The organism is Embleya sp. AB8, from assembly GCF_049739465.1.
In the GTDB taxonomy this organism is placed as follows: Bacteria; Actinomycetota; Actinomycetes; order Streptomycetales; family Streptomycetaceae; genus Embleya.
Map to the genome: position 1 here is coordinate 629,960 of NZ_JBMHHY010000001.1, position 15,669 is coordinate 645,628.

The 15,669-nt window shown below is 71.9% G+C and carries 11 protein-coding genes; 8 read left to right on the forward strand and 3 right to left on the reverse strand.

All coding sequences use genetic code 11. The features are described 5' to 3' along the window. Positions 1–84: 84 nt before the first annotated feature. Complete coding sequence (locus ABIA38_RS02755) at positions 85–2,457, forward strand: MMPL family transporter (protein WP_424636717.1); 2,373 nt, start codon at positions 85–87, stop codon at positions 2,455–2,457. Between the two features lie 168 nt (positions 2,458–2,625). Continuing rightward, positions 2,626–3,141 (forward strand): SixA phosphatase family protein, encoded by a 516-nt coding sequence (locus ABIA38_RS02760; RefSeq protein WP_424636718.1) that lies wholly within the window; start codon positions 2,626–2,628, stop codon positions 3,139–3,141. Between the two features lie 536 nt (positions 3,142–3,677). Here the strand turns inward: ABIA38_RS02760 and serB are convergent. After that, positions 3,678–4,862, reverse strand: a complete 1,185-nt coding sequence (gene serB / locus ABIA38_RS02765) for a phosphoserine phosphatase SerB (RefSeq protein WP_424636719.1) — start codon at positions 4,860–4,862, stop codon at positions 3,678–3,680. A gap of 86 nt (positions 4,863–4,948) precedes the next feature. After that, entirely contained in the window at positions 4,949–6,568 is a 1,620-nt protein-coding gene (locus tag ABIA38_RS02770) for a streptophobe family protein (RefSeq protein ID WP_424636720.1), read from the reverse strand. 234 nt (positions 6,569–6,802) lie between these two features. On the opposite strand from ABIA38_RS02770, the gene ABIA38_RS02775 reads away from it, so the two are divergent. Then, the gene (locus ABIA38_RS02775) at positions 6,803–9,352 is read left to right on the forward strand and encodes an FHA domain-containing protein (RefSeq protein WP_424636721.1); all 2,550 of its coding nucleotides are present in this window, start codon (positions 6,803–6,805) and stop codon (positions 9,350–9,352) included. A gap of 46 nt (positions 9,353–9,398) precedes the next feature. Here ABIA38_RS02775 and ABIA38_RS02780 read toward each other — a convergent pair whose 3' ends face one another. Next, positions 9,399–10,175 (reverse strand): hypothetical protein, encoded by a 777-nt coding sequence (locus ABIA38_RS02780; protein ID WP_424636722.1) that lies wholly within the window; start codon positions 10,173–10,175, stop codon positions 9,399–9,401. Between the two features lie 171 nt (positions 10,176–10,346). Here ABIA38_RS02780 and ABIA38_RS02785 point away from each other — a divergent pair, with 171 nt between their 5' ends. The 5 genes from ABIA38_RS02785 to ABIA38_RS02805 all read left to right on the forward strand — a co-directional run bounded on the left by ABIA38_RS02785 (position 10,347) and on the right by ABIA38_RS02805 (position 15,090). Next, entirely contained in the window at positions 10,347–11,168 is an 822-nt protein-coding gene (locus ABIA38_RS02785) for an ABC transporter ATP-binding protein (protein WP_424636723.1), read from the forward strand. Between the two features lie 91 nt (positions 11,169–11,259). Beyond that, positions 11,260–11,667, forward strand: a complete 408-nt coding sequence (locus ABIA38_RS02790) for an NfeD family protein (RefSeq protein ID WP_424636772.1) — start codon at positions 11,260–11,262, stop codon at positions 11,665–11,667. A gap of 127 nt (positions 11,668–11,794) precedes the next feature. Beyond that, on the forward strand, positions 11,795–12,913 hold the full coding sequence (locus ABIA38_RS02795; protein WP_424636724.1) for an SPFH domain-containing protein: 1,119 nt from the start codon (positions 11,795–11,797) through the stop codon (positions 12,911–12,913). A 371-nt stretch (positions 12,914–13,284) separates the two neighbouring features. Continuing rightward, positions 13,285–14,055 (forward strand): sulfite exporter TauE/SafE family protein, encoded by a 771-nt coding sequence (locus tag ABIA38_RS02800; protein ID WP_424636725.1) that lies wholly within the window; start codon positions 13,285–13,287, stop codon positions 14,053–14,055. A 66-nt stretch (positions 14,056–14,121) separates the two neighbouring features. Then, positions 14,122–15,090 (forward strand): cobalamin biosynthesis protein, encoded by a 969-nt coding sequence (locus tag ABIA38_RS02805; RefSeq protein WP_424636726.1) that lies wholly within the window; start codon positions 14,122–14,124, stop codon positions 15,088–15,090. Positions 15,091–15,669: the final 579 nt, after the last annotated feature.

Sequence of the window (15,669 nt, forward strand, 5' to 3'; positions counted from 1 at the left end):
GATGTGGCCGCCCGCCGCCCGCCAATACCTTCTTCCCTGTCGAGGAAAACCTTCGGCAAGCGGAGCACACAGGAGCGGGGACCAATGGCATCCAGGCGCAATTTCGCCGCCTCGATCGGTGGCTGGAGTGCACAGCATCGCAAGACGGCGGTATTCGGGTGGCTGCTGTTCGTGGTCCTGGCCGTGGTGATCGGGGGCATGAGCGGTACCGAGAAGATCGGCAAGGCCGAGCGCGGGGTGGGGGACTCCGGGCGCGCCGCGCGGATGCTCGACGACGCGGGCATCAAGGAGGCCGCCGGCGAGATGGTCCTGGTGCGCAGCGACAAGCTGGTGGCGCAGGATCCGAAGTTCATCGCCGCGGTGGACGACGTGATAGCCCGCGTCAGCGCCACGCAGATCAAGGACAACAAGGGCCCCGCCACCACGCACCTGCGCTCTCCCTACGCGGGGAAGGGCGGGGTCTCCTCGGACAACCACTCGGCGCTGATCCAGTTCGACATGACCGGTGACAGCGAGAAGGCCGCCGACAACATCCAGCCGGTGCTGGACGCGGTGGCCGCCGCCCGCGCCGCGCATCCGGACGTGGTGGTCGAGCAGTTCGGCAGTGCCAGTGGCGACAAGTGGTTCAAGGACACCATCGCCAAGGACTTCACCCGCGCCGAATGGACCGCCGTCCCGCTCGCGCTCGGCATCCTGCTGGTCGCCTTCGGCGCCGTGGTCGCCGCACTGCTCCCGGTGGCCCTCGCGCTCACCGCGTTCATCGCCGCCGGTGGCCTGCTCGCCCTCAGCAGCCGGTTGATGCCGGTCGGGGACAACGCCCAGTCGATCATGCTGCTGATCGGCCTGGCGGTCGGTGTCGACTACTGCATGTTCTACCTGCGCCGCGAGCGCGAGGAGCGGGCCAAGGGCCGCGATGCGGACACCGCGCTGCGGATCGCCGCGGCCACCTCCGGCCGGTCGGTGCTCATCTCCGGCATCACCGTGATCGTCGCGATGGCCGGCCTGCTGCTCTCCGGGCTCACCGAGTTCGAGTCGATGGCCTCCGCGACCATCCTGGTGGTGCTCACCGCGGTGCTCGGTTCGCTCACCGTGCTGCCCGCGCTGCTGTCGATGCTCGGCGACAAGGTCGACCTCGGCAAGATCCCCGGCCTGGCCAAGATGCGTCGCCCCACCGGCGGCAGCAGGGCGTGGGGCAAGATCCTGGGTGTGGTGCTGGCCCGGCCCAGGGCCACCGCGGTGCTCGCCGGCGGCCTGCTGATCGCGCTGACCATCCCGGCGATCGGGATGAAGACCGCGCAACTTCCGCTGGACAAGGAACTGCCCACCGACCTGTCCATCGTGCAGACCTACCAGCACATCGACAAGGCGTTCCCCGGCGGCCCGTCGCCCGCCCAGGTCGTGGCCAAGGTGAAGAACCCGGACGACCCCAAGCTGCCCGCGATCTTCGAGAACTTCCGCAAGGCGGCGATCGCCACCGGTCAGATGCACGAGCCGATCGAGGTCGAGCGGCAGGGCAAGACCAACCTCTACAAGATCTCCGTACCGCTCGCCGGCTCCGGCACCGACTCGACCAGCAACAAGGCCCTGGCCACCCTGCGGGACACGGTGATCCCGGACACCCTGGGCAAGATCGACAACGTCCAGGACTCCCCGGTCACCGGCGGCACCGCGGGCAACAAGGACTTCAACGACAAGCTCGACTCGGCCCAGCTGCCGATCTTCGCCTTCGTACTCGGCTTCGCGTTCCTGCTGATGCTGGTGTCGTTCCGGTCGATCGCCATCGCGGTCACCGCGATCGTGCTCAACCTGCTGTCGGTGGGCGCCGCGTACGGCGTGATGACGCTGGTCTTCCAGCACGGCTACGGCGACACCCTGGTCGGCACCACCGCGCCGGGGGCGGTCGTCTCCTGGATCCCGATGTTCCTGTTCGTGATCCTGTTCGGCCTGTCGATGGACTACCACGTGTTCGTGGTCTCGCGAATCCGTGAGGCGTACGACAAGGGCATGGACACCAAGTCGGCGGTCTCGCACGGCATCCGGACCACCGCCGGCGTCGTCACCAGCGCGGCGACGATCATGGTCGCGGTGTTCGCGGTCTTCGGCACCCTGTCGATGCAGTCGATGAAGCAGTTCGGTGTCGGTCTGGCGGTCGCGGTCCTGCTGGACGCGACGATCATCCGCGGTCTGCTGCTGCCGGCCGTGATGAGCCTGCTCGGCGACCACAACTGGTACCTGCCGCGCTGGCTGGGCTGGCTGCCGCAGATGGACCACGGCGACGAGGCGAGCGAGGCGCCGGCCCCGGTCGGCGAGCCGGTCCCCGCGTACGCCGGTGCGAACGGCTACGCCGGTGGGCACGGCTACGCGACGCCGGGCTACGAGCCGACCTACCCGGGTACGGCCGGCCACGACGAGAGCGTCTCCCGCTCGCGGCGGATTCCGCGCCCGCCGGCCGGCTGACGCGACACCCCAGTTGGTTACTTGGCTGCAACGGGCGGGTCGGGACCGGATACTCGGTCCCGACCCGCTGTGCGTGTCGGACGGGCACCCGCCCGATCCGGCCGGCGCGGGAAAGTTTCGGCCGCCGACGCGCAGTGCACAACGGCCGATGTCTGAGAGGCTGAACCCATGGCATCCCACCGACAGCGCAACCTTGTGGTGATGAGGCACGCGAAGGCCGAGTGGCCCGACGGGCCGGACCACGAGCGACCCCTCGCCGAACGCGGGCGCAAGGACGCCGCCGAGACCGGGCATCGACTGCTCGACAGCGGCATCACCCCGGATCTGGTGGTGTGCTCGCCGGCGGTGCGCACGCGCGAGACCTGGCGTCTGCTGGGCAAGGTCTACGACCACAAGCCGCACACCGTCTACGACGAGCGGGTCTACGAGGCGAGCGCGCAGGCGCTGCTCTACCTCGTCCAGGAGACTCCCGACGAAGTGGACACGCTGCTGCTGATCGGGCACAACCCGGGGGTGGCCACGCTGGTCAACGCACTGGCCGGCAGCGGCGAGGACGACACCCTGGTCCGGCTCCGGGAGAAGTACCCGACGTCGGCGGTGGCGATCCTGAGCCTGCACACCCCGTGGTCCGACCTCCAGGAACGCTCCGCCCACCTGTCCAGATTCACCACCCCGGCGTCCTGACCGACCCGGAACAAACGTCGAGCGCCGGCGCGCCCCCCACGGCCCGCCAGGCGCTCTTCGCCGTCCGGGGGCAGGCCGCTCCGGCCCGTGGGGTGACGGAGGGTCGGCCCCGGTTGGTTGATTGGGCGGGCCGGCCGCGAGCCTGGCCGGTCCGTGCGGGGTGGGGGATCGGCGCAGGTTCGTCCGGTGGCCGGGGCTCGCTTCTTGAGCTTGCCCGGCGTCCGAGACCAGGCCCCTTCGGCCCGTGCAGGGTGGGCGGGTTGGCCCTGGTTCGTTCGACAGCCGGGCCCGGCCCCTTCGCGCTGCCCGGCGTCCGAGACCAGGCCCCTTCGGCCCGTGCAGTGTCGGCGGGTGCGCCTGGTTCGTCCGCGACCGGGGCCAACCCCCTCAGCCCGTCCGGCGTTTGAGGACAAGCCTTTCAGCCCGTCCGGCGCTTGAGGGCGCCCGACGGGGTGTCGGGTCGGTCGATCGATCCGGTGGGCCGTACGGCGCCACGCCCCACCGGCCAGGTGCATGGACCGGTCGGCCGTACGGCGCTATGCGTCGGCCGCGTCCGCCGCTTCGATTTCGTCTCGGGTGACGCCGAGGAGGAAGAGGACCGTGTCCAGGAACGGGACGTTGACCGCCGTGTCGGCGGCCTCGCGGACCACCGGCTTGGCGTTGAAGGCCACGCCGAGGCCCGCCGCGTTCAACATGTCCAGGTCGTTCGCGCCGTCGCCGATCGCCACCGTGGCGGTGAGCGGCACACCCGCCTCCGCCGCGAAGCCCCGCAACATCCTGGCCTTGCCCGCCCGGTCGACGATCTCGCCGATCACCCGCCCGGTGAGCTTGCCGTCCACCACCTCGAGGGTGTTGGCCGCGCTGTAGTCCAGGCCGAGCTTCTCCACCAACGCGTCGGTGACCTGGGTGAAGCCGCCGGAGACGATGCCGACCTGGTAGCCCAGCCGCTTGAGCGTACGGACCAACGTGCGCGCCCCGCGAGTGAGCACCACCTGCTCGCGGACCTTGCCGATCGCGTCCTCGTCCAACCCCGCGAGCAATGCCACCCGCGCCCGCAGCGACTCGGCGAAGTCCAGTTCGCCGCGCATCGCGGCGGCCGTCACCTCGGCCACCTCGTCGAGGCAGCCCGCGTGCTCGGCGAGCAGTTCGATCACCTCGCCCTGGATCAGGGTCGAGTCGACGTCCATCACGATCAGCCGCTTGGCCCGCCGGCGCAGCCCGGACGGTTGCACCGCGATGTCCACGCCGCGCTCGGCCGCCTCGGTGGCCAGTTCCAGCCGGAGCTTGTCCGTCTCGACGCCGGAGACCTGGAGCTCGATCGCGGTCACCGGATACTTGGCCAGGCGGAAGATCCGGTCGATGTTGGCGCCGGTGCCCGCGATCCGGCGCGCTATCCCGGCGAAAGCTTCCGCCTCCAGCGGGTGGCCGAGCACGGTCACATGCGAGCGACCCTCGCCACGCGGGCGGTTGTCGCCGACGCCGGAGAGGATCTCCGCCTCGAGACGCTCCCCGTCCGCCCAGCGATGCACGCCCGCGCGCAGCCGGCCCTCGTCGGTCGGTGTGGTGATCAGGACGCACAGCGTGAGCCGGCCCCGGGTGACGGTCTGCTCGACGTCGACGACCTCGACGGCGTGCCCGGCCAGGATCTCGAAGAGGCTCGCGGTCACCCCCGGCCGGTCCTTGCCGAAGATCTTGACGAGAAGAGTGCGCGGCGCATTCATGATGCTTCACGGTACCGGCCGTTCGACGGCACACGCGTCACAGGTCCACGGTACGAACACCACGCCAACCGTCGCGCCGGCCGAATCTACCCAGGCCAGGGCCCCGCCTGGGGCGGCCCCTGCGGATCGTGCGGCGGCGGTGGACGGTACGCCTGCCCGGGTCTGTTCGAATACGGCGGCCCAGGCGGCCAAGCCGGCGCAGGCGGCCCAGGCGGCGCGGGCGGATGCGGCGGCCCACCCGGCGGCACCCCCGTCCGACCCGGCGGCGGGTATCCGACCGCCGGCTGCCGCAGCGCCGCCGGCGTCGCGTGCGGCGCCCCCGACACCGGCAGCGCGGCGCCCGCGTCGCCCTGCCGATACCGCACCCAATCCGCCACCGCGCCGCCGATGAACCCGGCACACCCACCCCACAGCAGCCCGAGCAGCAGGGTCCACAGATAGTCCGCGTGCAACGACACCGAAGCGCCGGGCGCGACCACCCCGCCGAAAACCGACACCGCGACCTTGAGCTGAAGCTGCATCAGATAGGCGACCACGAGCAGTCCGCCGGCCAGCACCACCGCGAACCGCCACGCATGCTGCACCGGCCGCACCGTCGCCGGCGCGCGCAGCGCCATCAACGTCCCGCCCAGCAGCAGGAGCAGCGCGGAGAACACCGGTACGAACCACGCGCGCGAGTCCAACTCGGCCAGCCGGTCGATCCGGATGGGCAGCCCGTCCCCGGCGGAGGCCTTGACCAACTTGCCCAGCGGGCCGGGCAGACCGAACGAGAACCCGCCCCCGGTCGGCGTGGTCGTGCCGGCCTTCCACGGGATGCCCAGACCGAGTGAGGCCAGTAACCACACCGCGTTGGGCAGCGCGAACAACATGCCGCCGATCATCCGCTTGGGCGCCGGCGCCGAGGCGGCCACGAACGGTGTACCCACCACGCCGGTCACCACCGCCGCCAGCAGCACCGCGAACAGCCCGGCCACCGGCGCCCGGAGCACCGGCCGATGGCGCAACCACCTCAGCGGCAGCGGTCCGCGCACCGACACCGCGACGGCACCGACCAGGGTGATCAGCAGCCACAACGCGCCGAACGCGAGCGTGCCGCCGACCCGGGTCTCGAACCGCCCCGCCGCACCGAGGTTGAAGATCCCCATCACGTCCTGGGCCTGCGCGCCGCCGAGCTTCGAGACGAATCTGTCCACCGGCAGCGAATGTTTGCCCAGCGACCCGACCACGCCGAGCGCGGCCATCGTGAACACCAGCACCCGCACACCGTGCACGATCAGGTCGAGCGCGCCGATCACCAGCCGGTGTCGCAGCGGGCGCAGAAACAACCACCCGAGCACCAGCGCGCCGATCAGCCCGATGCCGAGCAGCATGATGTCGACCCGACCGGTGCCCTGCGCGAGCGAGACGTCCCCGGTGAGCTGACTGAGGAAGTCGTTGCCCGCGCTGCCCTGTTCGGCCCCCTTCAGGTCGACCGTGCCGCCCACCGCCAGGGCCAGCACCGCCGCGACCAGGGCGGGCATCGTGCCCGATCCCAGGTCGTTCGCGCCCAGCAACCACAGCGCCGACCACGCCGCGACGGCCATCGCGCCGAACGCGGCGACCACCGCGCCGAGCGCGTGCAGCCACGGTGCGACGCCGCCCCAATGGGCGGGGACGGCCGGAGGCGGATCGTGCTGTGGCGCGTGGTGCTGTTGGTTCCAGGACACGACCGCTCCTGTCACATGCGACCCGGCTGCCGGATGAGCGGGACAAACTCGACTATCGAGCGCACCGGGTCCCGCGTCAACGGATTCGACCGGACTGGGGATCGGACACTATCGCCCGGAATCATCCTTCGGAGTGGTTCCCCGCGGTTCCGGTTGCGAAAGCCTGCCCGCAGGGCCCCCGCGTCCCTACACTCTCGAAGAGTGGGGGACAGCTACGCGCCAGAAGGACCGGCAGTGCCGCACCTGACCGTCGGCACCAGCGCCGGTACACCCGTGATCCTGGATCCCGGCCGCGAACACGTCGTCGGTCGCGATCCGTCCTGCGCGATCGTGCTCGACGATCGCCGCGTATCCCGCCGACACGCGATCCTGCGGGTGGGTCCCGACGGCTGGGAGTACGTCGACGGGAACAGCGTCAACGGCTCGTGGGTGCGCGGCAATCGGGTCCATCGAGTGGTCGTCGGCCAGGGCTGCGAGGTGCTGCTCGGCGATCCCGACGACGGCGATCCGCTGCGCCTCGCGCCCGAGACGTCGGTGACCGAGGTGGTGCCGCCCCGGGTGGCGCGGCCCGAGCAGGTATCGATCCCCGAACCGCCGCGGCGCAGCGAACCGCCGCCACGCCGCGCCGAACCGCCGCCCGCGGCGCAGCCGCCGTACCGCGCCGAGCCACCCCGGGCCGCCGAGCCGGCCGACCAAGTCCCGGAACCGGCGGGCCTGTCGGGCCGGCCGGCGCACGACGACGGACCGGCGGTGGATCCGCGCCCGAGCGTGGACCGCCAGCCCTGCCTGGTCATCCCGCTCCCGGTGCGCACCCTGCGGATCGGCCGCGCCCTGGACAACGACCTGGTCCTCACCGACCTGATGGTCTCCCGCCACCACGCCGAGCTGCGCACCACTCCCGGCGGCCGGCGCGAGATCGTCGACCTGGGCAGCCACAACGGCACCTTCCTCAACGGGCAGCCGATCGAACGTGCCCTGCTCGGCGAACAGGACCTGGTCGGCATCGGACACGCCACCTTCCGGCTCGACGGCCAGGAGTTGCGCGAGTTCATCGACACCGGCGAGGTGTCCCTGGAGGTACAGAACCTCACCGTCAAGGCGGGCAAGCGGGTCCTGCTCGACAACGTCTCCTTCCCGCTCGCCGAGCGCAACCTGCTGGCCATCGTCGGCGGTTCCGGCGCGGGCAAGTCCACCCTGCTCGGCGCGCTCACCGGCAGCCGGCGCGCGGCCAGCGGGAAGATCCTCTACGACGGCCGCGACCTGTACGCGAACAACGCCGAACTGCGCCAGCGGATCGGCCTGGTGCCGCAGGACGACATCCTGCACGCCCAGCTCACCGCGCGTACCGCGCTGCGCTACGCGGCCCAACTGCGCTTCCCCGAGGACACCGAGGCGGCCGAGCGCGAGCGCCGGGTCGAGGAGGTGATCGGCGAGCTGAGCCTGGACAAGGTGCCGCGCGGCGCCGGTTCGCCGTACGCCGACACGAAGGTCAGCAGCCTCTCCGGCGGCCAGCGCAAGCGGGTCAGCGTGGCCGTCGAGTTGCTCACCAAGCCGTCCGTACTGTTCCTGGACGAGCCGACCTCCGGCCTGGACGAGGGCCTGGAACGTTCGGTGATGGAGAAGCTGCGCGAACTCGCCGACGACGGCCGCACGGTCATCGTGGTCACGCACAGCACCCGCAGTCTGAATGTCTGCGACCGGGTGCTCGTGCTCGCCCCCGGCGGGCGGATCGCCTACTTCGGACCGCCGGCCGAGGCGCTGCCGTTCTTCGGCCGGGACGACTGGCCCGAAGTCTTCACGATGTTCGACGACGAGCCCGACCGCGACTACGAGGGACCGTTCCGCCGTTCGGAGTTGTTCGGCAGGTACATAGAGGTCGGTCGCGACCGCGCGCACGCCGAGCAGGGCGAACGGCCGCAGACGAAGCCGCCGAAACCGCAGGGCTGGTTCTCCCAACTGACCACGCTGTCCCGGCGCTACCTCGCGGTGATCTCCTCGGACCGGAAGTACCTGGCGCTGTTGGCGATAGCGCCGCTGTTCCTGGGTCTGCTGGTCCGGGTGATCCCGGGCAAGCTGGTCAGCCCGGAGGGATCGCCGCCGGGCTCGAACCAGGAGGCGACCACCAAGCTGCTGGTCCTGTTCGTGATCAGCGGCCTGATGGGCACCGCGACCGCGGTCAACGAGCTGATCAAGGAGCGGGCGATCTACCGGCGCGAGCGCAGCGCCGGACTGTCGGTGTCCGCCTACCTCGGCTCGAAGATCCTGGTCCTGGGGATGATCTCCTCGCTCCAGGGCGCGGTGCTCACCGCCGTCGCGCTGGTCGGCCTGAAGTTGCCCGCCAAGGGTGTGGTGCTCGGCCCGCCGATCGTCGAGATCGGCATCGCGGTGGTGTTGTCGGCGATAGCGGCGATGACGGTGGGCCTGGTGGTCTCCGCGTCGATCGGCAGCGCCGAGTTGGCCATGCCGCTGCTCGTGGTGATCGCGATCGTGCAGGTGGTGCTGTGCGGCGGGCTGTTCCCGCTGAACGACAAGGCCGGCATCGAGCAGATCTCCTGGCTGGCGCCGGCCCGCTGGGCGTTCGCCGCGGCGGGCAGCACGATAGATCTGGCCACCCAACTGCCGCGCAAACCCGACGAGTCGCCGGATCCGCTGTGGAAGCACGATCCGCACGTCTGGTATCGCAACATCGGCATCCTGATCGGTCAGATCGCGGTCTACGGCCTGATCGCGCTGCTGATGTTGCGCCGGCTGGACCCGAGGACGAAGCGGCGGCGGGGGGAGTAGGGCGACGGCGACGGGTCCGGTCCCGCTCAGGCCCGCTCAGGCCCGCTCAGGCCCGGTCCGGCTCCAGGGCCGCGCCGTACGCCGCCACCATCGCGCGCCGGCAGGCCCGTTCCAGCGGGGCCAGGGCGGTCAGCCGGGCGGATATCTCGGCCGCGCTGACCGCCGCGCCGTCCTCGCGCGTGGCCACGGCCAGCACCGCGTGGATCCGGCGCGCCTGGTCGAGCACCCGACCGGCCCGGCCCGGATGGCCCGGCGCGATCCGGGTGTCCGAATCCTTGCGGTACAGCCCGGCAAGGGCCCGTTGCCCGGCCGGCCCCCCGCCCGCCACGTCGAGCCGGGTCAGCTCGTCGATCGTGTCGCGCATCGCCTCGGCCAACTCGCGCTCGGCCTCGGCCAGGAACGGCCCCGGGGCGGGCCGGTCGACCACCTCGAACATGGTCCAGGCCACCCGTACCGCCGCATCCGCGTCCGTACCGTGCCGGGTCACCTCGGGCACCAGGCCGAACGCGGTGCCCGGCGCGCCGACCGTGATCGCCGCCTCGCCCGCGACCAGGGCGAGGTCGTTGAACGTGGGCGGCCCGGGCAGCGCGAGCGGATCGCCGGCCACCGGCAGCGCCAACCGCAGCCCGCGCACGCCGAGCGCGCGCAGCCGGCCGAGCCCGAGCGACAGGCCGACCGGGCCGCTCTCCCCGGGCACGCCGGTCACCCGATGCGGTTCGTCCGTACCGACGATCTCGGACACCGCGTCGTCCGGCGGGACGCGCCCGGCCAGCAGGGCATTGCCCCATGCGACGAGAAGTCCGGAGCGGGGTTCGGCAAGCATGCGGACAAGGGTAAGGGGCGTCACAACGCTCCCGGACACGACCGGAGGCGGCTCGGTGTCATAGGTTTCTCCCGGACCGGGTGCAACAACGCGGACCACGGAGCGAGGCGGTGATCCCACACAAGGGGATGCCGTCCGGCGGCGTAGCGCACGATGGGGAGCTGGCAGGCGATGAGCGACGTTCTCGAACTGGTTGACGTATCGGTGGTGCGCGACGGACGCCCTCTGGTGGACCAGGTCACCTGGTCGGTCGCGGAAGGCGAACGCTGGATCGTCGTCGGACCCAACGGCGCGGGCAAGACCACACTGTTGCAACTGGCCTCCACCTACCTGTTCCCCACCACCGGCACGGTCGCCGTGCTCGGCGAAAAGCTGGGCACGGTCGACGTGTTCGAGCTGCGCCCCCGGGTCGGCATGGCCTCCGCGGCGCTCACCGACAAGCTGCCGCGCCGTGAGCGGGTGCTGGACATCGTGCTCACCGCCGCGTACGGGATGACCGCCAAGTGGCACGAGCGCTACGACACCGAGGACGAGCAGCGCGCCCGCCGACTGCTCGACCAGCTCGGCATGGCCGACTACGTCGAGCGCCGGTTCGGCACGCTGTCCGAGGGCGAGCGCAAGCGGGTACAGATCGCCCGCGCGCTGATGACCGACCCCGAGCTGCTCCTGCTCGACGAGCCGGCCGCCGGGCTCGACCTGGGCGGGCGCGAGGACCTGGTCCGCCGGCTCGGCGCACTGGCCGGCGACCCGTACGCGCCGTCGATGATCCTGGTGAGCCACCACGTCGAGGAGATCCCGCCGGGCTTCACCCACATTCTGATGATCCGTCAGGGCCAGGTGCTTGCGGCCGGTCCGATCGCCGACACGCTCAACTCGCGCAATCTGTCGCACTGTTTCGGGCTGCCGCTGATCGTCGAGCAGCAGTACGGGCGTTGGTCCGCGCGCGGCCTGCCGATGCCGGAGCTGCCGGAGGCGTACGAGACGCAGGGCTGACCGTCCGGACGGCCCGCGTACTGATCATTCGGCCGAGAACCCCCTCCTGATCCGTGCGTCCACGATCTACGATGAACACGTGGACGCATGGATGTGGTGGCTCATCGCGGTCGGGGCGTTCGGCATCATCGGCGTGCTCACGTCCTTCGTGGAACTGGGCATGCTCGCCGTCGGCGCCGCCGCGGCCGCCGCCACGGCCGGCGCGGGGGCCAACTTCCTGATCCAGTGCGTCGTGTTCGCGGTCGTGTCGATCGCGCTGCTCGTGTTCGTCCGACCGATCGTGGTCCGACACAACAACACGCCCGGGACGCGGACCGGGATCGAGGCGCTCAAGGGCACCAGTGCCGTGGTCCTGGAGCGCGTGGACGAGCACGGCGGCCGGATCAAGCTGGCCGGCGAGGTCTGGTCGGCCCGCACGCTGGACGCCACCGCCGTGTTCGAACCCGGTGATCGGGTGGACGTCGCGGACATCGTGGGCGCCACCGCCGTGGTGATGTGACGATCCGATCGATTACGTCCGTTACGCCGACCGTGTTGACGTCCCACGTCGGCCCACGAAGCTCTAGGCTCGATAGAGCCTTGGTTTTCAAAGGCAGCCGCAGGCAAGCAGGACCTCGGGAGAGATCGTGAAGGCCACCGCCGTCATCGTCCTGGTCGTACTCGTACTGCTGGTGGTCGTCGCCCTGGTCAAGACGGTCAAGGTGATCCCCCAGGCGAGTGCCGCCATCGTCGAGCGATTCGGGCGCTACACCCGCACGCTGCACGCCGGACTCAACATCCTCGTGCCGTTCATAGACCGTATTCGGCAGATGATCGACCTGCGTGAACAGGTCGTGCCGTTCCCGCCACAACCGGTGATCACCGAGGACAACCTCGTCGTCCAGATCGACACCGTCATCTACTTCCAGGTCACCGACCCGCGCGCGGCCACCTACGAGATCGCCAACTACATCCAGGCGATCGAGCAGCTGACCATCACCACGCTGCGCAACATCATCGGTGGCATGGACCTCGAGCAGACGCTCACCTCGCGCGAGGAGATCAACGCGGGGCTGCGCGGCGTGCTCGACGAGGCGACCGGGCGCTGGGGGATCCGGGTCAACCGGGTCGAGCTCAAGGCGATCGAACCGCCGCCCTCCATCCAGGACTCGATGGAGAAGCAGATGCGCGCCGAGCGGGACAAGCGCGCGGCGATCCTGACCGCCGAGGGCCACCAGCGCTCGCAGGTACTCACCGCCGAAGGTGACAAGGAAGCCGCCGTGCTGAGGGCCGAGGGTGAGCGGCAGGCCGCGGTGATCCGGGCCGAGGGTGAGGCGAGCGCGATCGCCACCGTCTTCGAGGCGATCCACACCGGCGAGGTCGACAACAAGCTGCTCGCCTACCAATACCTCCAGATGTTGCCCAAGATCGCCGAGGGCAGCTCGAACAAGTTGTGGATCCTCCCCAGCGAGGTCACCCGCGCGCTGGAGGGCATCGGCGAGGCGGTCGGCAACCTGTCCCCCAACGGCTCCGGCCCGACCCACCGACTCCCCCAGATCCCGGTCGAGGAAGAACCGGCCTGGCCCGGCTCGGCCACCCAGGCCCCGCCCCCCGCCACCCCCCTGCGCAAAGCGGGCCTCGGCAACGGCGCCTCGTCGACCGCCCCGGCCACACCCCCGCCGGCCGACCCGCCCCGCCGGATCACGCCGCCGGCCGGCGGCGTGGAGCCACCCCACATCGAACGGGGTCACCGGCCGCCGCGCTGAGGGTCGATCGCGGGTTGTGCGGCCGTGCCGTGGGCCGACGGGGTGCAGCCGCCGCCGTGCATCGGCCGGGAGCACCGCCCGCCGGGTCGGGGGTGGGTCGGGGGTTCGCGCGTTTGTGCGCGGTGCGCTGGGCGTCGTGCGCGCGCGCCGCTTCGGTCCTTCGCCGATCCGCCGATCCGCCGGTGTCCCCGGTCGAGCCGTCGCGGCGTGGTGTGCCGTCGGTGGGCGGTGCCGCCGTCGGCACGCGAGCGCCGGCACTGCCCGCCGCGTCGAGCTCGCGTACCCGGCTGCGATGATCTGTGGCGTTACGGCCACGGGGGACACCCGAAGTCCTCCCGACGCCAGGATCATCGCGGCGAAGCGGGGCGGGCATGAGCTGGTTGGAAGCGTTGGCGATCTTCGCCGCAGGCATCGCGGCCGGCGGGATCAACGCCGTCGTCGGATCCGGGACGCTGATCACCTTCCCCGTACTGCTCGCGTTCGGCTACTCGCCGGTTACCGCGAACGTCTCGAACACGATCGGCCTGGTCCCCGGCTCGATCAGCGGCGCGATCGGCTACCGCCGCGAACTGGCGGGCCAGCGGCCACGGTTGATCCGCCTGGGGGTGGCCTCGCTGCTCGGCGGCATCACCGGCGCGATCCTGCTGCTGACCCTGCCGGCGGGCGCGTTCAAGGCGATCGTGCCGGTCCTGATCGTGGTCGCCCTGGTACTCGTGGTGCTGCAACCGCGCCTGGCCCGACGCCTGGCCGCCCGACGGGCCGGGAACGGTTCGGCCGAGGCGGTGCCCCGGCACGGCGGCCCGCTGCTGTGGGTGGCGGTGTTCGGTACCGGCATCTACGGCGGCTACTTCGGCGCGGCCCAAGGGGTCCTGCTGCTCGCGCTGTTCGGCGTGTTCATCGCGGAGAACCTGCAGCGGATGAACGCGGTCAAGAATGTGCTCGCGGCCGTGGTCAACGGCGTCGCCGCGATCCTGTTCATGATCGTCGCCGATGTCGCGTGGTGGGTGGTCCTGCTGATCGCGCTCGGCTCGGTGATAGGCGGCCAACTCGGCGCCAAGATCGGCCGCAAGCTGCCGCCGACGGCCTTGCGTGCGGTGATCGTGGTCGTCGGCCTGGTCGCGGTAGTCCGGCTGTTGCTCTGAGCGAGCCCCTCGCGGAACTCCCGGGCCACCGCGTCGACGGCCGGGGGCCCGTGAAACGATGCCGGGATGCCCGCGACCGCCACCCATACCGCTCTCGGCCTCGCCGCGGGTTTTGCCCTCGATGCCGCCTTCGGCGACCCCCGCCGGGGCCATCCCGTGGCCGGGTTCGGCACGTTGGCCGGCCGGCTGGAGCGGGCCATGCACCGGGACAGCCGCGCGCGGGGCGTTGCCTACACCGGACTGTGCGTCGGCGCGACCACCGCGCTCGGCCTCGGGCTCCGTCGGGTCGTGGCCGGCCGCCCCCTGGCCGCCGTCGCGGCCACCGCCGGGTGTACCTGGGCCGTCCTCGGCGGCACCACGCTGCGCCGCGAAGCCCGCACGATCGCCGCCCCGTTGGTGGCCGGCGACCTGGCCGCCGCCCGGGCCGCGTTGCCCCGACTGGTCGGCCGTGACCCCGCCCGCCTCGACGACAAGGGCATCGCCCGGGCCGTGGTCGAATCGGTCGCCGAGAACACCTCGGACGCCGTCGTCGCCCCGCTGTTCTGGGGCGCGGTGGCCGGCATCCCGGGCCTGCTCGCCTACCGCGCGATCAACACGCTGGACGCGATGGTCGGCCACCACACCCCGCGCCACGAGAACTTCGGCTGGGCCTCGGCCCGCCTCGACGACGCCGCCAACTGGCTCCCGGCCCGCCTCACCGGCCTGCTCACCGTCGCCGCCGCCCCGGTGGTCGGCGGCGACCCGGCCCGCACCTGGGCCGTACTGCGCCGAGACGGCGGCAGCCACCCCAGCCCCAACGCGGGCCGCTGCGAAGCGTCCGCCGCCGGCGCCCTCGACATCACCCTCGGCGGCCGCAACGTCTACGCCGGCCGCACCGAATACCGCCCCCACCTCGGCGACGGCCCACCCCCGGGCCCCACCGACATAGCCCGCGCGAACCGCCTCTCGGCCGGCGTCGCCCTGACCGCCGCCGCCTTGGCCGTCACATACACCGCCACCCGCACCGCCCACCACCCTCGACGGCGGGCCCGGTGACCGGCGCCCTCCCACTCGCCGGCTCTACCCCCGGCTCGGATCGCGCGTCGGGCCCGAGCGGCGGCACGGCGCCCCGGGCCCTCCCGCTCGTCGGCTCTCCGATGCGGGCAACACTCGTGCCGTCCCCGTGCCGGGTCGCGCCCGAAGGCCGCCTCGACGACCCGCCTCGCTCTCTTGCCCGCCGCCCCCTCGACGCGGACCGCGTGTCGGGCCCGAGTGGCGGCCGGGCGACCGGTGCCGGCAGGGTCATCGGCCCGCAGATTCGGCCGACGACCGTGCCGCCCGCGCGGCGGTCCGTACTCGAAGGCCGCCTCGGTGACCGGCCTTTCCGCTGGCCGGCCCCGCTCGCCGGTTCGGGTCGCGCGTTGGGCCGGAGCGGCGGCTCGGTGGCTCATGTCCACCCGCTCGCGGGCCTGCGGGCCCGGTCGGCGCCCGTGCCGTGCGTGCGGTGGTGCGTACTCGAAGGCCGCTTCGATGACCGGCCCTTCCCACTCTCCGGCCCACCCTCGACGCCTGCCGGCACGCGGGTCCCACCCACGACGCGCGCACTGTGTCGCACCCATGCAGCGGCTCGACGAC